This is a genomic window from Bacillus sp. FSL R9-9492 (assembly GCF_038007365.1).
Taxonomy (GTDB): Bacteria; Bacillota; Bacilli; order Bacillales; family Bacillaceae_G; genus Bacillus_A; species Bacillus_A mycoides.
Map to the genome: position 1 here is coordinate 3,243,014 of NZ_JBBOXC010000001.1, position 25,450 is coordinate 3,268,463.

Annotated in this window: 19 protein-coding genes and 1 pseudogene; 3 read left to right on the forward strand and 17 right to left on the reverse strand. The window is 33.4% G+C overall.

The window, feature by feature from the left end:
• Nucleotides 1-154: 154 nt before the first annotated feature.
• On the reverse strand, nt 155-478 hold the full coding sequence (locus tag MKY70_RS16570; protein WP_002084636.1) for a PepSY domain-containing protein: 324 nt from the start codon (nt 476-478) through the stop codon (nt 155-157).
• A 20-nt stretch (nt 479-498) separates the two neighbouring features.
• The gene (locus MKY70_RS16575; RefSeq protein ID WP_002128054.1) at nt 499-969 is read right to left on the reverse strand and encodes a hypothetical protein; all 471 of its coding nucleotides are present in this window, start codon (nt 967-969) and stop codon (nt 499-501) included.
• Nucleotides 970-1,265: 296 nt separating this feature from the next.
• Between MKY70_RS16575 and MKY70_RS16580 the strand changes: the two genes are divergently transcribed.
• Both MKY70_RS16580 and MKY70_RS16585 read left to right on the forward strand, forming a co-directional pair.
• Nucleotides 1,266-1,940 carry a response regulator transcription factor gene (locus MKY70_RS16580; protein WP_002128055.1) on the forward strand — a complete coding sequence of 225 codons (675 nt, stop codon included), beginning with the start codon at nt 1,266-1,268 and terminating at the stop codon, nt 1,938-1,940.
• Nucleotides 1,937-3,310, forward strand: a complete 1,374-nt coding sequence (locus tag MKY70_RS16585; protein ID WP_341025265.1) for a sensor histidine kinase — start codon at nt 1,937-1,939, stop codon at nt 3,308-3,310. Before MKY70_RS16580 ends, MKY70_RS16585 begins: the two co-directional genes overlap by 4 nt.
• A 236-nt stretch (nt 3,311-3,546) precedes the next feature.
• Here the strand turns inward: MKY70_RS16585 and MKY70_RS16590 are convergent, their stop codons facing one another.
• From MKY70_RS16590 to MKY70_RS16610, 5 genes are all read right to left on the reverse strand, one after another.
• On the reverse strand, nt 3,547-3,945 hold the full coding sequence (locus MKY70_RS16590) for a DUF1259 domain-containing protein (RefSeq protein ID WP_341025268.1): 399 nt from the start codon (nt 3,943-3,945) through the stop codon (nt 3,547-3,549).
• A 328-nt stretch (nt 3,946-4,273) separates the two neighbouring features.
• Nucleotides 4,274-4,435, reverse strand: coding sequence for a hypothetical protein (locus MKY70_RS16595; RefSeq protein WP_000441003.1), 162 nt, complete (start codon nt 4,433-4,435; stop codon nt 4,274-4,276).
• 364 nt (nt 4,436-4,799) lie between these two features.
• Nucleotides 4,800-5,015: a hypothetical protein gene (locus tag MKY70_RS16600; RefSeq protein WP_002017170.1), complete on the reverse strand. Its 216-nt coding sequence runs from the start codon at nt 5,013-5,015 to the stop codon at nt 4,800-4,802.
• A gap of 350 nt (nt 5,016-5,365) precedes the next feature.
• Complete coding sequence (locus tag MKY70_RS16605; protein WP_113770561.1) at nt 5,366-6,811, reverse strand: L,D-transpeptidase family protein; 1,446 nt, start codon at nt 6,809-6,811, stop codon at nt 5,366-5,368.
• A gap of 610 nt (nt 6,812-7,421) precedes the next feature.
• On the reverse strand, nt 7,422-8,954 hold the full coding sequence (locus MKY70_RS16610) for an alpha/beta hydrolase (protein ID WP_341025271.1): 1,533 nt from the start codon (nt 8,952-8,954) through the stop codon (nt 7,422-7,424).
• A 753-nt stretch (nt 8,955-9,707) separates the two neighbouring features.
• Between MKY70_RS16610 and MKY70_RS16615 the strand changes: the two are divergent.
• Nucleotides 9,708-9,818 (forward strand): annotated as a pseudogene (locus MKY70_RS16615) (IS6 family transposase); the annotation flags it as partial.
• A 105-nt stretch (nt 9,819-9,923) separates the two neighbouring features.
• Here MKY70_RS16615 and MKY70_RS16620 read toward each other — a convergent pair.
• From MKY70_RS16620 to hblA, 10 genes are all read right to left on the reverse strand, one after another.
• Nucleotides 9,924-11,243: an aromatic amino acid transport family protein gene (locus tag MKY70_RS16620; RefSeq protein WP_341025273.1), complete on the reverse strand. Its 1,320-nt coding sequence runs from the start codon at nt 11,241-11,243 to the stop codon at nt 9,924-9,926.
• 293 nt (nt 11,244-11,536) lie between these two features.
• Nucleotides 11,537-12,427, reverse strand: a complete 891-nt coding sequence (gene sdaAA, locus MKY70_RS16625) for an L-serine ammonia-lyase, iron-sulfur-dependent, subunit alpha (protein ID WP_002128063.1) — start codon at nt 12,425-12,427, stop codon at nt 11,537-11,539.
• A 22-nt stretch (nt 12,428-12,449) separates the two neighbouring features.
• Complete coding sequence (sdaAB, locus tag MKY70_RS16630) at nt 12,450-13,148, reverse strand: L-serine ammonia-lyase, iron-sulfur-dependent subunit beta (protein ID WP_060749929.1); 699 nt, start codon at nt 13,146-13,148, stop codon at nt 12,450-12,452.
• A 1,126-nt stretch (nt 13,149-14,274) separates the two neighbouring features.
• Nucleotides 14,275-14,772 carry a DM13 domain-containing protein gene (locus tag MKY70_RS16635; protein ID WP_088030859.1) on the reverse strand — a complete coding sequence of 166 codons (498 nt, stop codon included), beginning with the start codon at nt 14,770-14,772 and terminating at the stop codon, nt 14,275-14,277.
• A 76-nt stretch (nt 14,773-14,848) separates the two neighbouring features.
• A complete protein-coding gene (locus tag MKY70_RS16640; RefSeq protein ID WP_060749927.1) occupies nt 14,849-15,928 on the reverse strand; it encodes a sensor histidine kinase in 1,080 nt (359 codons plus the stop codon).
• Nucleotides 15,925-16,638 (reverse strand): response regulator transcription factor, encoded by a 714-nt coding sequence (locus MKY70_RS16645; RefSeq protein ID WP_088030858.1) that lies wholly within the window; start codon nt 16,636-16,638, stop codon nt 15,925-15,927. Before MKY70_RS16645 ends, MKY70_RS16640 begins: the two co-directional genes overlap by 4 nt.
• Before the next feature lie 372 nt (nt 16,639-17,010).
• Nucleotides 17,011-19,227 carry a binary toxin-like calcium binding domain-containing protein gene (locus tag MKY70_RS16650; protein ID WP_088030857.1) on the reverse strand — a complete coding sequence of 739 codons (2,217 nt, stop codon included), beginning with the start codon at nt 19,225-19,227 and terminating at the stop codon, nt 17,011-17,013.
• A 266-nt stretch (nt 19,228-19,493) separates the two neighbouring features.
• The gene (locus MKY70_RS16655; protein WP_341025277.1) at nt 19,494-21,899 is read right to left on the reverse strand and encodes a PAS domain S-box protein; all 2,406 of its coding nucleotides are present in this window, start codon (nt 21,897-21,899) and stop codon (nt 19,494-19,496) included.
• A gap of 688 nt (nt 21,900-22,587) precedes the next feature.
• Complete coding sequence (hblB, locus tag MKY70_RS16660; RefSeq protein WP_341025279.1) at nt 22,588-23,985, reverse strand: hemolysin BL regulatory component HblB; 1,398 nt, start codon at nt 23,983-23,985, stop codon at nt 22,588-22,590.
• A 325-nt stretch (nt 23,986-24,310) separates the two neighbouring features.
• Nucleotides 24,311-25,438, reverse strand: coding sequence for a hemolysin BL binding component B (gene hblA / locus MKY70_RS16665; protein WP_000591974.1), 1,128 nt, complete (start codon nt 25,436-25,438; stop codon nt 24,311-24,313).
• Between the last annotated feature and the right edge of the window lie 12 nt (nt 25,439-25,450).

Here is a 25,450-nt window from a genome sequence, read left to right on the forward strand (position 1 = left end):
GTCTATATTTTTGTTTTTAGATGAGTGTATTTCTTAACTTGATAGCGATGTAGCAAGTCCCCCTTTAGAATAGTAGAGTATAAACGTGAAAAAACTTCTAACAAATTTTGTTAGAAGTTTTTTAAAATACGTGATATTTTATTTGTCAATTTTTTTAATCTTCCTTATTGATTTCTATTGTGCCTGTTCTAGCACTAACCTTTAAAATATTTAATAGATTCTCAGGTGTCTTGATTTCCACTTCATATTCAAATTTAGATTGTGCTAAGTTGTCATCTTCTAATTCGAATTCTTTTTTCACATTAATAATTTCTCCATTTGTATGAGCTAAAGAAATTTCACGAACCTGTTTCTCTGTATAGTTTTCATTCTTTTTCGCATAATTGTAGCCCATACCATAATATCCACCAACAATAGCAATACCACTTACTAAAATAGCAATTACACTTATAATTATTTTCTTTTTATGTTTTAACATTTCCATCCACTCCTTAATAATTAATCATTTATTCCAAATCTTGCTTCAAGTACATTTTCTGCTTGCTCTAATTGATCTTCAAGTATATCTTGTTCTCTTTCTTGTATTTGATATTGTTCAACAGTTATCGTTCCAGCGTGAAAATCTGCTTCTAGCTGATCATCAGATAGATCTATCTTGTCATCTAATTGGTCAATTTCTTTTTTTGCTGCTAAGTACGTATTTAAGTTATCTTCTTTTGCTCCAACTGGTTTCGTATTATTTGCCTTTTCTACAATAGATGTGACTTCGTTTTTGAAATCTTGTGTTTGCTTAGTATCATTCATAGCAGGCCCTGTTTTGTGTGGTTCTTGTTGTAGTTGCGTACCTTCTTTTTGTGATGTATCGTTTTCTACTTTCAGTTGTTGTATTTCTGTATCGTTATCAGCTTGAGTAGAACAAGCTGTTAAGAATAAACAAGACATTGCTCCAATCATCATCCATTTTCCCATTATGTTCTCCTCCCTTTACATGTGCACCTTATCCATGTCCTTATATTACTGAACAAACATTAAAGGAAGATTAATGTGCAAAAAAATAAAGTGAAACTTTAATCAGCCCTCACCAATCGGGCTTTTACGGGCAGCAGGGCTCCCACCTAACTCTCTCGCATTCGCCGAATTTTGAGGTAGGAGTCTTACTGCCCGTTAATGCGGGATAAAATGATATAATTAAATAGTTTCTAATCTTTCTTTAATGTTTTGAAATTATAGTGATACATATAAATAAGAAGAAAAGGAGAATGTTAATGCGAGTTCTTATTGTCGAAGATGAAAAAGACTTACAAAATATATTGGTAAAACGATTAAATGCAGAATATTATAGTGTCGATGGATGTGGGAATGGAGAAGATGCTTTGGATTATATAAGCATGGCTACCTACGATTTGATTGTGCTTGACATTATGATTCCCGGAATAGATGGTTTACAAGTATTACAAAGATTACGTGCGGACAATAATACAACTCCTGTCTTGCTTCTTACAGCTAAAGATACAATTGATGATCGCGTAACAGGACTCGACTTAGGTGCGGACGATTATTTAGTAAAGCCCTTTGCTTTTGATGAGCTGTTAGCAAGAATTCGAGTGTTGATGCGAAGAAAAACAGGAAATACATCTAATGTGTTTGAAATCGCTGACCTAGTGGTGGATTGCAATATGCATAAAGTAACAAGAGGAGATCAAGTTATCAATCTTTCCAGTAAAGAATTTGCTATTTTAGAATATATGATTCGTAATAAAGAAGTTGTGTTGACACGAGATAAAATTGAGCAACATGTGTGGAATTACGACTATGAAGGTGGCTCGAATATTATTGATGTTTACGTCCGATACCTTCGTAAAAAAATTGATAGCCAGTTTGAAACGAAGTTAATTCATACTGTACGAGGCACTGGTTACGTATTGCGAGTTGAATCATGAAAAGACTATCAATAAAAATGAGAGTGACCCTATGGTATACGGGGCTAGTTGTAATTATTATGGCACTCGTGTTAGCTTTTATTTTAACTTCTTCAGATAAAGTTGTGCTCTTTAATATGAAAAATCAATTGAAGAGCACAGTAAAAGAAAGCATTGAAGATATCGAATATAAGCATGGACAGTTAAAGATTGACGATGAATTTGAAGCCTTAGAAGATGGAGTAAATATCATCATTTATAGTAAACAAGGTGAGCTGCTGGCAGGACATAATCCAACAACCTTTAATAAAAAGGTATCGCTTAAATCCGATGAAATACAAACCATTAAAGACGGTAATAAGGAATGGATAGTATATGATTTTCTTCATAATGTAGGCGGCGATGAGCAAGTCTGGGTTCGTGGCATAATGACCATGAATCAATTATCATCGACCATGAATACGCTTATTGTGGTAACACTCATCTCATTTCCATTACTTATTCTCATTGCGGCAGTGGGAGGATATTTTATTACGCAAAGAGCGTTTCGACCTGTGCAACAAATGAGTGATTCAGCCAGTGAAATTGGTGATGGTAAAGACCTTTCGAAGAGAATTAATTTACAAGGGTCATCGAAAGACGAAATGTATCATTTAGCACAAACCTTTGACAAAATGTTTGAGCGATTGGAGACATCATTCGAAAGTGAAAAACAATTTACATCTGACGCATCTCATGAATTAAGAACACCAACATCTGTTATTATTTCGCAATGCGAATACGCTTTATCGCAGAAGAATAATTCGAAAGAAATGGAAGAATCGTTAGAAGTAATTTTAAGGCAATCGCGTAAAATGTCCACGTTAATCTCGCAACTCTTATTATTAGCACGAGTTGACCAAGAAAAGCATAATACTTTTCAATTTGAATGTATCAATATGAGTGAATTAACGGAAATCGTTGTAGAAGAGCTTTCATTAATGGTTCAAGAAGATTCGATTAATATAACAACACATATAGAGGAAGACCTGTTTATTAAAGCAGATCAAACATTGATGATGCGTTTATTAATGAATTTACTAACGAATGCGATTGCTTATAGCAAAGCGAACGGCACTGTGAATATGCAACTGTTCCGGGATGAAACCAACATAATAGGTAAGGTCTCCGATAATGGCATAGGCATCAGCGAGCAACATATTGCGAAAATATGGGACCGCTTCTATCGAGTTGACGCAGCACGAACATCTTCAAACAATGGAAACACAGGTTTAGGATTGTCGATGGTAAAATGGATTATAGAACTACACGGAGGAGAAATTACCGTTGAAAGTGAATTAGGAGAAGGCAGTACTTTTACATTTAAACTACCTATTGAAAACCGAGCATAATGTATGCTCGGTTTTAGCTTTAGAATAAAGATTGATTAAAAAGCTCTCTTCAGTCCTTATTTAAAAGTAAATATAAAAACTCCATTTTGAAAAAAAGCGATCAAAATGGAGTTAATCTTTTTAGCTATATATGAGATTTTATAAAACCATCTACTTAAATCTATTTTCCAAGTATACCATTCAACAATCTGAAATATTCTAATCAACACAATCACTCATTTAACTAAAAAAATTGGTTAATTGCAGAACGCTCTTCTGACTTTCCTTGCGAAAATTAGTGGATCATCAACGTCTTCGATATTAACGTAAATTAAATTTGGATCATCACATAACCACTCATTGTGTATAGACGAAACGATTATTCCTTGTTTAATAATTATAGCAACAAATTCAGTGACTTCCTTTTGTAAGAGTGCTACCCGCCCTAGACATAATGCCCGTCCAGTTTTATTATCTCGTGATTCGAATGAGAAGGAAGTTGTTACTCTAAAACGTTTTCCTAAGATTGTCGCTTGTATTTCATCCCGATTTATTGTTGCCACGCATTTTCCACCGGCGAATCCTTCTTGGCCGCCGATAATTCTTGCAAACTGTTGACAAATTAATTCATCATTAATCGCCATGCCTTTAATCATCCCCCCTTTTACTGTTAGGTTATGAATGAATACATCGGTCTGAAACGGTAATGAATCTATTCTATTACAAAAAAGATAATGGCAATCTAACGAAATCTATTAGCTCAATTATTCTTGATTATTTGAATTAACTCGGCTATATATGTTAAGACATTTTTAGAGAGCATAAAAAAGACACCCTAAGGTGCCCTCCTCCGACTTGAGAATCATATCTATGTATGGAGAAATTTAGAAAAGAGAAACTTCTAACTATAACTTATAGAGCTCTTATACCATGAATTACTTACATACATATTTCCTTATTTACCCGAAGAAGAATCCCGTTATATTACTTTCTGATCAGTCTCGTTAAAGCCATCCCAATAAATCCAGCACCCATCCCTATTAGCCATCCAGCATGAGTATCACCTAATATAGATCCCACTCCTCCGCCAAGAAACATGCAGCCAACGAATACTAATCCTCCAATTCCCCAATTCGGCCGTTCCATAATTCAATCACATCCCTTCAATAAAACATATGCGATTAACTAGCCTAACTTTCTTGCATGAGATAGTTAATTATTTTGCTAGAGATGGTATCGTTATTCTGCATAGGTTCAGCCACTTTTAGTGAATTCAAAAAAACGGTGATTGACCGATTTGAAAGGATTTAACCTTGTCATTAGAGGATACATAAAAACCTGACAATTAATCAAAATAGATCATGCGCTATGAAATAAAGTGAAACTTTAATCAGCTCCCAACAAACTTCTGTACCACCTAAATTTTGAGCTGGGAGTTTTACTTTCCACAAATAGTAAGAAGCTAAATATATAGTAAAACCCCAGAAATCCAAAGGTCTCTGGGGCTTCATTATATATTTAGCTCTTTTTGCTTTTTGTTTTGTTTATGTCTATGCAGCAATTTTCGACTTATGAGAGAAATCAGTAATAAGATCAGTATTAGTACGAAAAGTTGCATAAATGATAAATCAAAATATTTAGCACCTGTAACTATTAAAAGTGTAGAAATCGTACCTTTTACAATGAAAAAAATAATAATCCATAATCCGCCTTTTTTCCAGTTCATTTTTATTTTACCCTTTCCTACGCTTAAATTCTTAAATGGGACACCTTAATAGAAATCTATTATATTAATAAAAAAGTAAACTTTTTCACAAAAATCATGTCCAATTACATGCGACGATTTCATAATAAATGAAAATGATATTCAGTGTCAATTTTATTGACTATTTGAATATCTATTTATCATCTCAATCTCTTTCTACTTCGTTTCTTATAGGCAATGAACTCTTGTTTTCAAACAAAAAACACCTCCATTGAATTTGCACACTAAATATGCGAATTCAAGAGGTGTTTTTTCATGTACCATCAGATAAGATTTCCTGCTTTATTTATTTCTTGATACGTAGCTATTTTCTAGTACACAATAACTGGATCATTAGTGTTCAAACTATCATATACAGTTTTTGCAACATTAGGAAGAAGGTTTACACACCCGCCTGATCCCCCTGTTAAATAAGCATTATTTGCCCAGTCTTTTCGCCAGCCTGCATCATGGAATCCTTGGCCGCTATTTGTGAATGGAACCCAGTAATCTACCTTAACTGCATAATCAGCTTTACCTACTGCGCTGCCTTTCAGAGTGTATGGTGTTCGTTTATATAGAACGTACCACACACCTGGTGATGTATCTTCACTCGTGCTATGTTTACCAGTTACTACATTTGTTGTGACGACTAATTTCCCATCTTTATAAATCCAAATTTGTTGATCTGCAATTGAAACTTCCGCATACGTGTCTCCGATGCCATTATTCGATGTTGTTTCATAACCGATACCTTCCTTCTCCCAACCATTTCCATGGATATTAGAAGCAGATAGCGATTTTTCACCCTTTTCAAAAGCTTGTTGAACTTGTTTTGTTTCTTTTTCAACATCTAGTGCCCAGCCGTAGCCTTGTCCTTTTACTGATATGACCGAACCGGAATGGGTTTTAAAGCTGAAATTTTTATTTAATGTTGATTTAGCATTATTAATTTCAGCAATCTTATTCTTAATGTCGCTCGCATCGATTGTAACTTTCATATCCTTTGACATAGAGGCATTCTGAATTAAATCTTTCGCTTTTAAAGGATACACTTCATTCTGCACTTTATACTCAACGGACTGCCCAAGAAGATTCTGTAGTGCTTTCTCCTCTTTTTTGACAATCGGATCGTCTTCTTTAATAGGCTGTATGTATGTAGACTTCAGATGAATTTCACTTTTATACTTCTGCTTGTCGTAATCTTTCAGTAGACTAGTAACGTCATACTGTTTTCCATCAACGCTCTTCGAAATAACAACTTTTCCTTGTTCAAGCTTCGCCATAGCATCTTGAGGCGCTTGTAATTTTTCATTCATAGAGATGAGCTTTTCTTCTACAAGTTTTTTCATCGTTTCACTACGATACTGATCCGCCTTTTCCGGTAGCACTGAATAATTTTTTTCCTTTGAGGAAGGGAAAAATGTCCACTGGCTTTTTAATAGTTTCTTAACTTGAGGCAAATCTTTTTCCGTAAGTTCTGTTTTTGTCTCTTTTTCATCTAAAATTTGTTGTTGATCGACATAGACTTTGTTTGCTAGTCCAGATGTTTTTAATTTCTGTATTGCCTGATCAGCGTTCAGACCACCGACTTTTGTGTCATTAATCGTAACATTTGAATTGAAGTGAGTTGCCTGATAATAACTCATTCCTCCAATGAGAAGTACAATTACACCAACACCCGCTGCAATAAGCTTCCAATTTATAAAACGTTTGCTTGATCTTACTCGTTTTCTCTCAACTTCTTCAACTGATTCATTTATTGGATTATTGTTCATCAATCTTTCCCCCGTATACATTAACGTCAATCGATTTTAAACTAAAACCATTGACTAGTGTACCTTATTTTTCCTAAAATTTCATTATTTTTAAAAAGATTTTATCTCATTTAATTAATTAAATTCGGATTTTTCAATAGTACGATACATTGAATAACCCTTTACAAGTAATAAAGTGAAACTTTAATCAACTGTTACACCAAGGGATTTAGCTAAATCTCTTGGGAAAGCTTTTTCTCTTTACGTAAAATACGAAGTATGTTCTCCATTTTTATGAACATCACCCCTAATTTTGCCAAAAACTTTTACATTATTAGTTTATATAATTCTGTTATTAATGTTAAATTTTTTACATTTCAAAAAAAATAAACGATAGTCCTTCTACATCTTAGATAGAAAGAATACCGTTTTTTCGTTTAGAGTATTTGTATATACTTCCAAATATTAAGACGCTAGCATGGATGATGCCCCCAGGTATGAGAATCTAAAGTATTTGAATAAGAAACTTTACTCCGTTCGTTATAGTCATTTACATCATAATATAATTATATATATATATATATATATATTAAGAACTGAAAATAGCTATTTAAAAATATAGTTGCTAATTTTATTTCAATCTTCCTTGCACCCAAGTAGCAATATCATTTATAACATACTCAGGGATATTAGCAGGACTATAATATTCATCAGGTTTACTTGACTCTCCATCTCCTTCTGTAAAGAAGTGATTTAACTTTGGATATAGTCGATAATCAATGTTATCTCGCTCTTTTAATTGTTCTTTCCAAAAAGGAATTTCAATTTTTGATGGAACTCGATTGTCTCTTTCTCCTTGGAGAATAAGAAGCGGTGTTTTTTGTTCTTTTGACATTTCTGCTGCTTTAATTTTACGGATAGAATCCCAATATACTGGTGGTCCTAAAGAAAAATCCTTTGGAGGATTCTGACTAGAGAAATTAGGATCCTTTAATAATTCAAATTGCGATTTGTAAAATTTATATTCTTCTGGTTTCATTTCTCCAATAGAAAGACGATACTCAAGTTGATCTAAAACATTGTCTGTGAATGCCTGGGCCGCTCCTCCCATCACAATTGCCCCAGCAATATTTTGCTTTTGATCTTTTTCAATTATCCTCGGAATCATCATTCCACCTTGACTATGACCAAGAATATAAATTTGATTCTTATCTATCATAGGTTCATTTTGAAGAAAATGAGTCACCAAAAGAGCATCATCTGTTGTCTCTTTATCAACTGTATAAAAAGGACTAAGTTCTGTTTTCAATCCATGTTCATAGGTTCGTTTATTATAGCGAAGGACAGCAATTCCTTTCGAGGCAAGACCTTCAGCTAAATCGCGAAATGGTTTTAAAGCATACGTTGCTGAATCCTGATCGGCTGCTCCAGCTCCATGAACAAGAATAACCGCTGGAAAAGGACCCTTTCCCTTTGGAATAGATAATGTTCCTGGTAATGGAAATGCACCACTTCCAACTACTACTTCTTTATCAATAAATGATTCAGGCTTACTATATGATGGCCGATCTGCAACAGGACTAAACGACATACTGAGTTGAAAATCATCTATTTTTCCAGATGGATCTAGTTTTATTAGTAAAGGTACAGTAATTTGTTCAAAAACTAATTTAATCTCTACATTTGTATGAACAGAATTTGTCTCTTTTTGTGTAACTTCTCCAATTTCTATAAAAGAACCTTTTTGTAATTGCGTAGGAAGTTCCTCCCAATAGTTCTTCAGCCATTTTTTGGATATTATTTTCTGTAATGATCGAGAAGTTAAACCAAATGCAGATTTATAATCTTCAGCATGCATAGAACGGATAAATGAAAGAGTAGTAGATATAACAGGATTTTCATCTTCAATATTGTCTATTTTTTTTATATTTGTGTTTGTTTCCTTTAATGTCGATTTAAATGGGTGGCTGAAGGGGCTATTGTATGTATTTGGATATAAACTTGTTTTCAACACGTCCTTATTCCGTCCCTCGAACAAGTTTGAATAATCCTCGAAATTTTCAGGTGAAATTACTTCCTCCGCATATGAAACCGAAGGAATAGTTATCGCACAAATTGCACTGACAAGTAATAACTTACTCCCTATTCTTTTTTTCGTGCTCATATTTATTAATTCTCCCTTCACAATTAAAATTTTTAATACAGCATGCCTAGTACTATAAGGAAATAGAAATTTTCAAGGTAATTAATAATTTACTTTACGATCCCCCTAACAGGTTAAAAAGCTATTATAAACAAACTTTAATATAAAATGCCTTCTCCCTCTTTTTCCACATGTATGTTAACTCTAGAAATTACTTCTTTTCTTTAAAACACTCTTTTCACTGGTTTTTTTTTCATATATAAGTCGTACCTGTTTCCCCCTTCGCGCTACTTTATATTTTTATCGTATACAATGAAAATCTCTTTTTCCTTACCTATTCCTTACAAATCCCTTACATCCAGAATCGCTTTTATAATAGTGCTGTAGGAACCTCTGTGCCCGAAAGCGCAAAAAAAGAAACACCGATGTTATTTGCTTTGGTGCTTCTTTTTCTCGCTTTAAATTTTGATTATTTTTCTTGCTATGTAACACAAATTACATTGTGCTGTCTGGAACACTCCTAACGTTGTTAAAATCACTTGTTTCAATAGTAAAATTTATACTAGAGGGTACTCATATCCAACAGTTTAAGAAAAAGAAACGCCTCAAAACAAAAAATGAGCTGACTTCTCAAAATAACTAAATGTAGAGACAGAAAATTTTCATTTAAGGGTGACTTCAAAACCATTAACTTAAGAAACGGATATTCTCCAGAACGAAAAATAAGAAGGTTTCTTTCAAAATACTAGCTTGATGTACATTAATTGGCACCATAATATGATTGAATTAAACTCATTACAAACAGCTAAGAAAGTGATTGCTGGAATAGAAGTTATGCTTATAATCAAAAAAGGACAAACTCCCCAAGGGGAAAAGTTTGTCCAATACCATAATCGCTCTGGTTTAATAATATTTAATTCAGTTCCGCTAGGAATTTTTCATTCTTTTTTCATATCCCACTATTTTTGCATCAGAACTAACAATAGTAAATTAGAATAACGACTTAATACTCGCTAGGACAGTAAGGATACCTATAACAATAACAAATACATTGCTCATCTTCCCTCTATATTTAGCTAGTACAGGCACTTTACGAATTGCATACATTGGTAATAGACATAAGATAGCAGCAACTAACGGACCGCTAAGGGCATCAATGATTCCAAGAATACTTGGATTTGCATAAGCAACATACCAACATGTTAATACGACAAAAGTAAGAATCATTGTCTTAACTGTTTTTTCTCCTATATCTTTCCCACGTTTTTTACCGGACTTGATAATCATGTCACGCATTACCTCATACGCTCCTATATAATGGCCAAGGAAAGACTTTGTAATAGCCACAAACGCAATGATAGGAGCCGCAATAGTAATTACTGGCGAATTAAGCTCATTAGCAAGATATGATAGGATTGACAAGTTCTGTTCTTTTGCCACCTTAAGATCATCTGGAGTCAAACTTAAAGTACTGCTCCAAACAAAGAACATAACAACAACGAATGTCATGATATAACAAACTTTTTGTATTTGAGCACACTTGGCATCAGTAGCATCTATTCCATACGTAGCTCTCTGTTTCATAACGAATGACGAAATCATAGGAGAATGATTAAACGAGAATACTATGATTGGTAGTACCATCCATATTGTTCCAAAATATCCTGTTCCAGTTGAAGCAGTAGAAACACTTGAAAAACTTAGCATTGACGTATTCCACTGTGGAATTAAAGATATTGCGATAAAAAGTAGAGACACAATGAAAGGATATACTAGCATGCTCATTATCTTTACAGTAATATCTTGACCAAAATTTAGTATAGCGATAAGACCGAGTACTAATACAAGCGATAAAATGGCCCTTGGAGGCTCCGGCATGTGCAATTGATGCACAATAAAACTACTTGCAGTATTTGTAAGTGCAACCGAATACATCAGCACGATCGTATAAATTGAAACGAAATATACTATGTTAAAAATTATACTTGCCTTATTTCCGAAATACTCTCTTATTGTACCTGTAATCCCCTCATCAGCAGAATTAGAAGCGTATATCATTTTAGCAAGCGCCCTATGTGAGTAATACATAACAGGATATGCAAGTATGGTAATTAGCAGCAATGATAATAAACCACCTGAACCTGCATTAATAGGTAAGAAGAGTACTCCTGCTCCAATTGCTGTTCCAAATAGACTCAATGCCCAGGTAGTATCCTGTTTATGCCACTTTTTAGGGTCTAGATATTTCTCATTTTTTACTGCAGTATTATCAACTTGAAATTCTATGTTTTTTGCAGTATTCCCATTCATATAATAATTCCTCCTAGTTTTCTATTCTTACTTCTCTATTTAAGGCATCGGAATATAGACCGTTCTTGAAAAATGAATTTCTTATAAAGTGCGCCACATCGTATATCCTTCTTCTAAGTTAATCAAAATCAAAAAATTGGCGAAGCATCAACCTGACGGGGTTGTTACAAATTATAAAATATCCCAATTATATAGTGGTATATTTTATTAGTAATTCCCCCAATATACAGACATCCTTAGGCGAGCAATAGAGAATAGATTGTTAACTATTTCACAATATACCCGATAATTGTTCATTGATTTGATTGTTTCTCTCCAAAGATTTTATTTTTAATGGCAATCCCTGTAGGTGTAGCTGCAATTCCACCTAAACCTGTCTCTCTTAATTCGCGAGGCATTTGTCTTCCAACTCTATACATCGCTTCAATAACTTCGTCAGCATTGATGATATTGTTTACGCCGGCTAATGCGATGTCCGCTGCTGCTAAAGCATTTGCCGTTCCAATGGCGTTTCTCTTTACACAAGGAATTTCTACCAAGCCAGCGACCGGATCACAAACTAAACCGAGTAAATTTTGTAATGCAATCGAAAAAGCTACAGAAGATTGCTGTGGCGTTCCACCTGCAGCTTCTACCGCAGCTGCAGCCGCCATCGCTGAGGCACTGCCTACTTCAGCTTGACATCCTCCGTACGCTCCTGAAATACAAGCGTTGTTTGCGACTATCGTTCCAAATAACGCTGAAGTAAATAGAAAATGAATCATATCTTCATGACTTAACTGCAACGTATCTTTAATACTAAATAGGACTCCCGGAATCGTCCCACTCGCACCTGCTGTTGGAGTTGCACAAATAGCTCCTAATGCAGCATTTACTTCATTAACACCGATAGCACTTTGGATCCCTAACACCATCAAATCTCCAGAAAGGGTTTTCCTATTTTCTCGATAGTTTTTAATTTTAACAGCATCACCTCCGGTTAAACCAGTTGGAGAAAATACACCGTCGCCCTCGATACTTTTATTTATAGCATTTTGCATAGTCGCTAAATTTCGTTCCATTTTACTCCAAACTTCTTCATAAGTAGATTTAGTTTGTTCAATTTCCTGTTCAATTGCTAATTCATAAATTGTCTTTTGGCTTTTATTAGCTGCATCCACAATTTCTTTTATGGCCATATACATATTTTTTCACTCCCTAATGTAACTAAAGAATAATGAGCTTAGCTATATTGCTTAAATTTCCTAATTCCTCCTGGAGATTACCAGGCAATAGCGAATCCAATGCGAATGCATATAAATATTTCCTATTTCCTTCTAAACTATGAAAGTTATTAATTTCTACATCATATTGTTTAAAGATCCTGCGTAAGACAAATTCAAAGTCAGCTCTTTCGGAAATTGCAATAATGACTGGCAATGGCCCCTGCAGATCTAAACTAAATCCGTCAATTTCAACATGTTTGATTTCAATTAATCCACCGCCGACAGAAATACCCATCGTTCTAATACTTCGACTTTCATCCTCTAAATATACATCTGCCGTATTTGGATGATCAGCAGGACTATCACCCGCTTTTTCAATAAAGGTAATGTCGATTCCTTTAGATTCTGCTATTTTAATAGCATCTGGCACTTTGCTGTCATCGGCTGCAAATCCTAGTATCCCAGCAATAATCGCAAAATCAGTTCCATGTCCTTTATGGGTTTCAGCAAATGATTCATAATACCTTACCACGACTTTTTTTGGAAGACCTTGAAATAATTTATTGGCTACTGTTCCAATAGCCAAAGCACCTGCAGTATGTGAACTTGAAGGACCTATCATTATGGGCCCAATCACATCAAAACAACTTTTGTATTTAACAACCTTTTTTTCTTTAATAGATGCTACATTCATGTTCATATAAGCACCCCCATAATTTATTATTTTTAATTGCAGTTGAATCTAAGTTACTAAAATGACTGATTCAAAACAAGACCTTATTGAATACGCTTTCATTCTCGTGTCAAATACACTTTTCCTTTTGATCACATACCTTTCTTAGAGTAATCATGTCAGTATGTCCAAATTTAAAAGGTTATTTACAATGTCATTAGGATTTTTGCAAAAAAACTAGGTTTGATACTTTCTCTAGAGGTAATAAATTCTTTCTCGACGCCCTCATTATAGCTTGTATATTTATGAGTACAATATTTTTTTATTTTTAGAAAGATTGAATAAACAGAATCTTGAATGGGTAATAGATTACACTTAGCATGTAGCAATTGTGTCCTTTGTTTGAAGCTGTATTAGTTAGTAGAAAAGCAAAAATAACACAGAGTTCCTTTCATTAACACATTGATTATATTGGAAAATCATTATAATGATACTTATATTATCCTTTGTTGAAACATTTAATTTTGGACATGAAAGCTGTTGCAATAAATGATTAATATAGATAGCAAGTAATAAATTAATGAACTATAAAATCATTTTTGAATATTAATCATTAATTTTGCATTAATATTTATTTTTCAGAAAAAAGGAACTTCTTTTTTTTATAATCTTAACTTAAAGTAATATTTTGGTAATATCCAACAATTTACACCATCCCCTTTACAGTTATGGAAACCCTAATTAGATTTAAAAAGAGAGAAGAGCTCATCGATGCTCCTCTCTCTTTTTTATTTACTTAAGATTACTATTCAAATTGCTTATTGCATCTTTAAGCTGACTTTTAAATTATAAACTTTAATTTCCATACTTCTTTACAAGCCGATAAATGAAAAAAGTATATGTTCCTTCAAAATCAAGTTATAAAAGAGTTATGTTTTCCTGTAACATATTATTCATCCTTCTATTCACAGACAGTACGCTTCCACACTAAATAAAATCTCTCCGTAAACGTCCAATAGCTCTAAAATATACAAATATTGAAGAATATGAAAAAAACACTCTTATGAGTGCCCTTCTTAGCAACTAAGTCCGCTGCAACTATTATCATTACCCCGATGAATTTTGCCTGTAAGAGGAAATTTTAAGTTCATATTTAATTATTAAAATAAACCGCACCAAAGTTTTCATTAAATCTTTTACACCAAACAGAAACCGAACCATATTCACTTACATCTATCCCTTCAGGAATTTCGTAGTTTTGGTCTCCTTTATTTCCCTTTAATTTTCCTAATTCAATATACTGATAGTTTTTCACGTCTTCATTATTTTTCAAACGATTTGTAGGAACTAATACAACTCGTACATCTGGCCCATTAGATGTTGCAAAATCAGAAAGTCGTAAAACACGTTTTCCATCCGCTAATTGGTAAATTTTTGCCGTTCCAGTTGTTTCATGGACACCGTTTTGAAACTGACCTTCCCTTATTACTCGATCACTTTGTTGCCTTACTTCAGTTGATTGTATCTCTGCTTGTGACAATGATTCATTTACGTGCTTATCAATAAATAATTTCTCTGGTCGGAACAATGACCATAAAATCCCCAATACAATTATCAAACCACCTATAAGCCATACATATTTTCTTTTCATAAAGTAAAAAACCTCCTGTAACATACTGTGTAGTAGTATGTTAACAAGAAGGTCTTTCATTTTTCTAACGTAAATGTTACAAAAGTCTTTCAGCCGTCTTATTTTTTACTGATGTGATGGGAAGAGTGAACCAAAATTCACTTCCCTGCTTACCATCTGCGCGATTCCTTACACCAATTTCCCCTTTGTGCATTTCAATCAATGATTTTGCAATAGCTAATCCAAGTCCGGAACCTCCAGATTGTGAACTTCTTGATCGATCTGTTCTAAAAAAACGTTCAAATACGCGTAATTGATCATTTGGAGAAATTCCCATTCCTTCATCCCGCAAAGTGAATTGGACCTGTTGAGTTGGTTTATTTTCCACTACAGTCAATTCAATTGTTCCAGAGATAGGAGAATATCGAATTGCATTATGTAATAAATTACCTATGACCCTTTCTATTTTACAAGGCATAATCAAAAGTCGAGGTAATGTATCAGGGACATCCAATTGCACATGGATTTGTTTGTCTCCTAATAAGACAGAATGTGACTCTAATACATCTAATAGAACTTTATCTAAATGTGTGAAACTTGGGTGAAAATCTACTTGCTCAAACTCTAACTTTGAAAGATCAAATAAGTCGTTAATTAATCCATTTAATCTTTCTATTTCTTTTAAAACCGTTGCTAAGTATTGCTTTTTCATTTCAGGATCTTCAATCAGGTTATCTTGTAATGCTTCTATCATCATTTGCATGCTAGTCATAGGTGTTCGTAAGTCGTGTGAGATATTGGTAATTAGCTCCTTACGAGAGTTTTCCTGTTCCTCTAACTTAGTAAACCCTTCTTCTAATTTTTTTGCCATCTGTTGAAAGGCTGTTGCCAATTCTTTAAACTCACGTGGTTCTTGCCCAATTATATACATCGTTTCAAAGTGTCTATCACTAAATTGTTTCGTCAATTTTATTAAATTTTGTATAGATCTCATGATAGGACGTGTCATTAACCAATAAATAAACGTTGAAATAATGAATGCCACAAATGCAATTACTGTTAATAACCGCGTTTGTTCCGGTTCAAGTAACATTTTCGTATCACTATACCATATAGCAATTACCATAATACTAGTACTTAATAGATTCATGAGTAACAATTGAATACGTAATCTCATGTTTCATTTCCTCCATTTGGCTCAAAGCGATATCCTATACCCCAAACCGTATGAATCCAACGATTCTTTATCGTATGCTTCTCGAGCTTTTCACGTAAACGACTCACTAACACGGTAACTGTGTTTGATGCTCCTTCATGTCCAAAATCCCAAATTAATTCAAGAAGCTGCGAGCGAGAAAATACTTGTTTTGGATGCTTTGCCATGAGATAAAGTACCTCAAACTCTTTCACCGTTAACTCCACTTCCTTATTACAAACAAGTACATATCTTGTCTTTGGATATATTTTTAAATCTGGAAACTCTATCACTTCCAATAAGGATTCTTTCGCTTGTATTTGTACATGGCTTCCTCTTCTTAGTATAATTTGAATCCTTAATACTAATTCACGAGGGGAAAATGGCTTTGTTAAATAATCATCTGCCCCCATTGTTAAGCCTAAAATTCGATCCCTTTCCTCTCCCTTAGCAGTTAACATAATAATAGGGACATTTGATTGTTGACGAATTTCCTCGCATAATTCCCATCCATCTTTTTTTGGCATCATCAAATCTAATATAATTAAATCTGGTTGATGTGTAAGAAATAAATCCCAACCTTCTTTACCATTTACAGCGGTATAAACTTCATATTCTTCTCTTTCTAAATACCGTTTGCATACTTCTCGAATATTTTCTTCATCTTCTACGATTAAAATTCTTTTCTTCATATACTATCCTCACTTCTTTTTCACCAATAACAAAAAATTTATTTTTTCTATTATCCAATAAAAATATCTTTATAGGTAAAGATATAAAAACTAATCACATAAATAAATCAGAATTCCACATTTCACCCTCGAAACGAATGAAAATTCGGAAAATAAATCATGTAATACAGATAGTAATCTTAACATTTGATTACTTATATGACTAGATAAGTATTTAAAATAGTAGTTTCTAAATTATATAAATTAAAAGGAATGAGTCCGATTCAACATCGAACTCATTCCTTATTAGTAACCTAAATTATTGTATCTAACTTTTCGGATTCAATTCATTTCCAGTTCTCTTTCCAAACTTAGCAACAGAACTGTTACCTATTACTGAACTCTTGATAGATTCCATGCTATAGTATCAGTCCTATTCTCTCCATTACCATATTTCATATAATCGATTAAATATCCTACCTTTAACTTATTACCATTAGATAGTATGTTCCATTGCTTATGGTGTCCAGTGAAATTCTTTGGATATGCATGATTAAATTTAAAAGTACTTGCGTTCTGTTTTTGATCTAAATGGATATAACTATCTTGAAGTTTTAAATATGCATAATCTGAATAAATAGGATTTTGAAATTTAATTAATACCTCTTCATCCTTTTTAATTGGTTTTCCAGGTTTAGGTTGACCTACTCTTTCAATAATTACATTCACTTTTTCATCGCTAGATTTTTCAGCCCAAAGATACTCCCATTTATTCCCTGCATGATGACTTCCCAAATAAGCTGTATTTCCATATGAAGCCACGGTATAAGGAACTCCTTCTGTAACAAATTCACCTGAATTATCTACTACATAATCTTCAAATTCTTTATTAGCTTTAATTTCAGTATCAATCTTTTGTGTAGGCGTTAGATTGTGTGCGTCATTGATTTCAAATGTAACTTTTCTGTGCGCAGCAATTTCAGATTTAATAGGGTGTATATTTTCTCTAGACTCATATGTAAATCCATTTTCACGTTTAACCAGTGTTACTGTTTGTGACGGAGCATTCCATTTCTTACTATAAGTAGTAGGAATATCTTTACTCACTCCAAATAAACCAGGTAAAATTGTTGCCCTAATCTTTTGCGTCACAGAATCATAACTACCTTCTACTAATGTTGGTTGCTGTAGCTTTGCAAAAGCTCCGTGTACAGAGTCTTTATGTAAATAACCGCGATCTCCCTGTCCCGCTTTTAAATCGTTCAATGCATCAGTTCCATTATTAGCTGAAACCAATGATACGTTATTAGTACTTTTAGCCTTGTTTACAATATGATTTACTTTTTTCGTATCTATATTTACCTGTTGAAAAACTTCGTTATAGGATAAAACTGGCTTATCAGCAAGAGATTTGTCTTTAGGAGTATATACCCTAAACTTTGGTATATTTCCTATATCTGTTTCTAATTGTTCAGTAGCTGCATTTACTCTAGACTCATATCTCCCTGAATCCCCCAAATGCATAATTTCTTCACCTTTTTCAATAGATAAATCCATTGTACTTGTAGGTAAAACTTCAATCGAAAGAAGTTCCCCTTGTTCAACAGCTTTCAATTCATCCAAAGATAAGACAATATTCGCATCTGCTTGTCCTTCTAAACTGTCAATTACTACTTCTGTTTTATTCCGTCCACCTTTTTCTGTACTTAAATAGTTTGCTTTATAACGATCTTGTGTTGCCTTTACAGTATTAATAATTTTGTTTCCTAAACGAATATTAAAATGAGGCGAAACATTTTCAGCGGATGCTGTTCCTACATTCTTATATTCCAAATGTACCCGTAATTTTGCTGCGTTCGCTGTATCCACAGTTGTTGCAGTAGACCAATCAAAATTATTTGTATAACTCTCCGTTTCCGTAGTTGTTTTTGAATATCCGTATCCCACATTTGCTGAAACACTTCCGGAAGGAACAGGACCAGCTGCTGAGCCTTCTACACCACCTGAACCACTTAAACCTACATTAAATGAATGTTGTGTAGATACACTTTTTTCCCATCCTCTACTAACTGATCCGCCATTATTATCCGTAATGGTTGCAATAGGAATTACTTCAATTCGTTTGACACCAATTTGCAAATTCGGCATGTTGGCAACTATCGGATTGAAATTAGTATCAGAATCGTTGTTATAATTCTCAACCTCATACATATCAGTAAAAGGATCACCATCCGTATTTGCATTCATAGGATTCGATATAAATTTTGGTTTCCCTTTATCCTTCTCGGGATCCCATGCTTTCGCTTCATTTTTTCCAGTTTGTGAATTGAATTCAATTTTATATCCATTAATCTCTAAGTCGTTGGAAATACCATCTTTATCCCAATCGTTGTTTGCCATTTCAATGTTTTGTGTAATGAGTGAACCTATTTCCCCATCAGATCCGAGCGTGAAATTCTTATCTTCTTTTTTTACATTTGCATTCTCTTTGAATATTTCAACTGTACCTCCTGGATTCGGTTGTTTTACATCTGCTAAAGCAGGAGATGCTAAAGTCAGTGCCATCGATACACTACCTAATACACTAATTGCTGGCTTCAATTGTTTCATTGTTATTTTTCCTCCTTGGTTTCTAGGTCCATTAGAACACCTACTAGTAAGATTAATTTCATCATATATAACAAATCTTTCTTTTCTCTCTCATAACTGTTAAAAAAGTCTCTCGTAAATATTACAAAACACTTACAGAGTTTATAAAATCTATATATGAAACATCAAAAAGCCGTAATATGAAGAATCGATTACAATATATACAAAAAAGCAGCTAGCCAAAGCTAACTGCTCACTAACTTATAAAATTTCAGTAAAAGAATGTATTAATTTTGAAGTGTGCAAATTGGGAGAGTGACTTCAACTATAGTCCCCTTATTCACTTCACTCTCAATAAATACCTTCCCCTGGTGTGTTTCAATAATTTTATAACAGACCATTAATCCTAAGCCGATTCCCTCTTCCTTAATACTGTAAAAAGGTTCTCCTAAATATGGTATACGTTCTTTTGGAATCCCACATCCTTGATCGATAAAGCGAATCCTTATTTGATTATTATCAAGTTTATCAAATTGAATCAAAATTTCTCCTCCTGTTGGCATGGATTCAATTGCATTTTTTATAATATTAACAAATACTTGTTTTAATTGATTTCCTTCACATGGAATCAGTGGAATACCAGGTGTAAAATCAATTCTAATTTTTATATTATTCATCATTGCTTGAGGTTGCAGTAGCATTAAAACTTGATCCATTAGCACACTAATATCATTAGGTTGTATCTTTACCACCTGTGGTTTGGCTACCGCCATAAATTCATTAGTAATACTTTCTATACGCTCAATCTCTGATGATACTATATTTATATAACCCCGATTATTCTCAGTTTCCGTTGATTTTAGTAATTGCATAAACCCTTTCATTGCGGTTAATGGATTATTAATTTCATGAGCCATTGCAGTCGCTAATTGTCCTACGACAGCAAGTTTTTCAGATTTCCGTAGTAATTCTTCTGTTTTTAGCCGTTCAGTGATATCACGAGAAATACTTAGGAAAACTTTTTTACCATTTAAGTTAAAAACACGGACACTAAACTCAGTTGTTATTATTTTTCCTGTTGGAAAAACATATTCATCTTGCAAAGTGAAGGAAGTTTGTCCCTCTCTAATTCTTTTTAACAACCTTACAATCATTTTAGAATCTTGTGGTACTACATTTGGAAATGGTAACGAGAGCAGCTCTTCTCTACTATATCCAAATCTTTTACAACCAACAGGGTTTACCTCAATGAATCGACTTGGAACATGATTTTCATTCAGCTCTACTACATATACTGCATCAGTTGCTTGTTCGATTAGTGCACGGTACTTCATTTCACTATCTTTTAATTGTTGGTGTAATCGATGTCGTTCTCTTTCTGCTTGTTTTCTTTCAGAGATGTCTCTACATATTGCAGATAAAGCTATCACATTTCCTCTTACGTCTAGTATAGGAGAAACTGTCAGACTGACATCAAGAAGACTTCCATCGTTACGTCGTCTAACAGTTTCTAATCTGGTAACTACGGATTCCCCTGTTAGAATTTTCTGAATATTTTTAAGTGATTCTTCCATTAAGAAATCTGGTACACAGGGTAATCTCTTACCTATGATTTCTTGTAATGACCATCCAAATATCTTTTCATAAGCTTTATTTGCTTGTAAAATATGCCCTTCTCGATCAGAAATGGTAATAGCATCTACATTATGCTTTATAAATGATTCTAGTAATTCTTTGGTAGCTCTTAATTCTGATTCTACCTTTTTCCTTTCGGTTATATCGACTATAGAACCAACAACTTCCATAACTTGTCCATTTCGTTTAATCGGCCTAAGTGCAATAAGAATAATCGTTTTATCATCTGGCCAGGGTAATTCGAATATAATTTCTTTCCCTTCCCATGCCTGAAGATAATACTTCATCAATTGTGGAACTAAATGTGGTGGAACAATAGAAGCCTCAATAGTCCGTAAGCTTTTCCCTACCACCTGTTCAGAATAAAATCCTTTTTGATAATAAAACTGTCCATCACATAAAGTGTGTATAAAGTGCTTACCCACTTTTTTAAATTTAAAAATCCCTCCTTGAAGCTCATGTACGGTATCTGTGAGTTCTTGCTTGGATTTTTTTAATTCTCGATTCATTTTAGATAAGTCCTGTGTTAAATAATATAATCTCTGGTAGGCTTCCATAAGAAATAGCCCAATTAAAAGCCCTAAAGCTATATATAATAAGCCTCCAGTGTAAAGTAACTTAGTATTAAAGAATACACCAACTAACCACTTTATTCCGACAAAAACAGAAAAATATAAAGATGCACTTTTAAAAGGATGAAGGTTTTTAAAATATGTTTTAAAAGTAACAAATAGGATACCCAAACCTAAATAAGCAATCACAGGAGGTTCCCAGTAACCTCCAATGTAAAAGATACGCATTATAATAATGCTAATTAATGTAATCCAACCAGCAATGCGACCAAAGTAAATAAAAGATAGAATAAGAGGAACAACTCGAAGATCGTAGGAAAATCCCATGTATGGAAAAGAAAAGAGCATCAAAGTAACTGCAATAATCCCTCCATAGAATTTTTCGAAATATCGCCTGGAATGAATCAAAAACACTTGAATAAATATCGCTGCGCTAACTAATAAAGAAAAAATAGAAAGATTGATGAAATAGTCTTTAATAATCATGTAATGTCCCTCCTTGCATTAAAGATATATTCGACAAAAAAACAGAAAATCCTACAAATAGTACAAACAGTTCAGGTGTAAAAAATATAATTCCCTACATGACAGTACATGTAAATAGTATCATATTGATTCAAATCGAAAACCAGGGAATCTTCCATTTGAACCTTCAAACACCCCAAAAATAAGGTGTTAATTCTCTCTTTTTATTTAAATGTTATGCACAAAAAAACGTAGGAATATTTAATTCCTATGTTTTTTATAAATTAATCAATTCCTTCACTATTACAATTCTTCAAATTCCTCAATTTCGGCTTTTCGCTTTAAAAATATTGCAATATCTTTATTACAAGTTGCTCTTTTAATGTATTTGCAATCTTTTGGTTAAGCCATACACATAAAGCAACCAGCACCTTGATTCAATATTCACTTTTTTGCTGTACAAATTCTTTTGCTTTAGCTAGGTGTTCTAGGAAATAAGGAGCCTTATGCCGTTCAATTTTTCACTTAACTTGGTGTCTAGTTTAGTGTACCATCCCCATGCCCATCAACTTAAGAAAATAGATTCACCCCAAAACGAAAAAATGAGCTTTTCTGTTAAAAGTTAGCACAAAATTTCGTTCTGGGGGTATTTGTTTTTCTTAGCTTGATAGCGATGTGTACCATCCCCAATTAATGCATTTTTTTGGGTTCAGTTCATTATATTTTCTACTTTGTCTTTATACACAACATATTCTTTCCCATCCACTACTGCTACCACCGCAAATTCATCATTTGGATTGAATGAAAGCCAGTCAGCCCACATGCTTGTATTAGCACCTCCACTCCACATATGATGAACAGTGTTTTTAGTTAAATTCATAACTTTATAAGACGCATTTGGTGCATTTGTTCCAGTCTTTATTTCAAAAGTGTATGCGTTATGGATTTTTTTATAAAAGTAAAAAACGTTTGATGGACGAAGTAGATTCATAAAATCCTGTTCTTTCTTCTCTGCAATTTTTATGCCTTCTAGTAATGTGACAACATCTGTTCTTAATGTTTTCCAACTATCTTTAGCTGAATTCAAGTTAGGCTTTAAAAATTTATATCTATTTTGATCAGCTTTTTCATCAGCTTTATCAATATGCCCCAGTACGCCCGAATATTGAGAGTCTAAATCATCCCATTGTGTGGACATATAAGTAAGAGCAGTAATAGCACTATCAATCGTACTATGCATATCACTAATATTATGAAATGCAACTCCGACTACACGATTTAATGTAATTTTATAATCAACAGTTTTACGTAATTCTGCTAAAGCAGGCTCTAATCGACCTAAATTATCTCTAGCAGTACCTATCATTATGCCACCAGAAATAAGCGTGGGGATAAAAGGTATTTTCACCATTATTAATCCATCAGATTCTAATTTCTTATAATAGTTTACTTGTCCTAAAACTTCATCTAAACGCTTTTGATCAGTCTCCACATCAGCTCCTTGGTTTTTTAAAATCGATTGCAAGGTCTCTTTATGGCTTCCAAATACTCTAACATCTTCTCCAATAGCGTTTTTAAATTTAGTTAATTCTTCTATTAATGCTTTTGCAGACTTTTGGTTTCGTTGAATTCCCCCCCTTAAATCAGTAATCCCCTTTTTTAAAGTATCCCCATTTCCATTGTTGATCGCCTCTACTAATGTTTCATAATAATTTTCAAACTTTGTATCGTATTCAATAATGCCGGTCAATGTATCTAAAAGCTGTTTTTTTACTTTTGTATTCCATGTAACAGCATGTGCTCTTGCATTCTTTTGATCCTGTACAATTTTACTAGGTAAATCTGCATACCCATTAATAGAAATTCCTTCAAAACTCACATCCGGATTATTAATTAGCAAATAAGAATATTCATTCATAGCTTTTGCAAATAACCCAGCATCTTGTACAGTTTTTTTCATCTTTTCTTCATTTGCTGAAAGAGACATATCTCCAGTGTTCGTTTGTTCAGTTTCAATTGCAAAGGTTGCTACTGGTGCGACTGCATAGGTAGTTGTCATAATTAAAAATGCTGATACAGCCAGTATTTTATAAGGGTTTTTTTTCATCTTTTCTTATTCCTCCTGTATAGAGTATGATTTCAAGTCCTATTCTTATTAAAAGACGATGTAGTTGCATAGATCCGATATTATTAAGCGAATCTATATAAACTGTCCCCTATTAATCGATTCTGTTACAAATTTTTAAAAACAAGTAAACTACATGGCTATCTTTTTATTTGGATAAAACTTATATATAAGTGAAAGGCGAAGTCTTTAATGAGACTCCGCCTTTTTAATATATAAGGATTTATTAATTATCGCTTTACTGTTTAACAGTGTAATCATAGACTCTCTATGTTATGGTTCACTTTGCAACAGAATTAATATTTCCCTATTTTTGTGGAGTAACAGTTTCCACTTTTAATTCCTTTATCCCTTCTTTTAATGTAACAGCATCTGTTCTTAATGTTTTCCAACTGTCTTTCGCTGCATTTAAATTAGGTTTTAAGAATTTAAATTTATTTTGATCCGCTTTTTGAGCTGCATTCTCAATATGCCCTAGAACGCCCGAATATTGAGAATCTAAATCATGCCACTGCGTGGACATATAAGTAAGAGCGTTAATAGCATCATCAAGTGCCTTGTGCATTTCATTAATATTACTATAAGCAACTCCAACTACGCGATTTAATGTTACTTTATAATCCACGGTCTGACGTAATTCTGCTAATAAAGGCTCTAACTTACCTAAATTATCTCTTGCTACTCCCACTATAATACCGCCAATTATCGGTAGACCCAAAATAGCACCCTTCATTACATTAAACCCATCAGATTCTAATTGTTTATAATAGTTTACTGATCCTAATACTTCTTCTAGACGCTTTTGATCGGCTTCAACATCTGCACCTTGGTTTTTTAAAATCGACTGCAAGAGATCTTTATTGCTTCCAAATGCTCTAACATCTTGTCCAATAGAGTCTCTTAATTTAGTTAATTCTTCTATTAGTTGTTGTGCAACCTTTTGATTTTGTTGAATTTCACCTCGTAAATCTGTAATCCCTTCTTTTAAAGTTTCTCCATCCCCTGTATTAATCGCCTCTACCATTGTTTCATAATAATTGTCAAATGTTGTATCATATTCAACAATACCAGTCAATGTATCTAAAAGCTGTTTTTTTACTTTTGTATCCCAAGTAACAGCATGTGCTCTTGCATTCTTTTGATCTTGTACAATTCTACCAGGTAAATCCACATATCCATTAATAGTAATTCCTTCAAAGTTCACATCTGGATTTTTAATTAACATATAAGAATAGGCATTCATAGATTTTGCAAATAAACCGGCCTTTTGCAAGGTCTCTTTCATTCTCGCTTCATTTGCAGAAAGAGCCGTATCTCCATTGTTCGTTTGTTCAATTTCACTTGCAAAAGTTGTTACTGGTGAAACTACATTAGCGGTTGTAATAGTTAATAACGTCGATACAGCGAGTAATTTGTAAGGGATTTTTTTTATCATTTCATTTTCCTC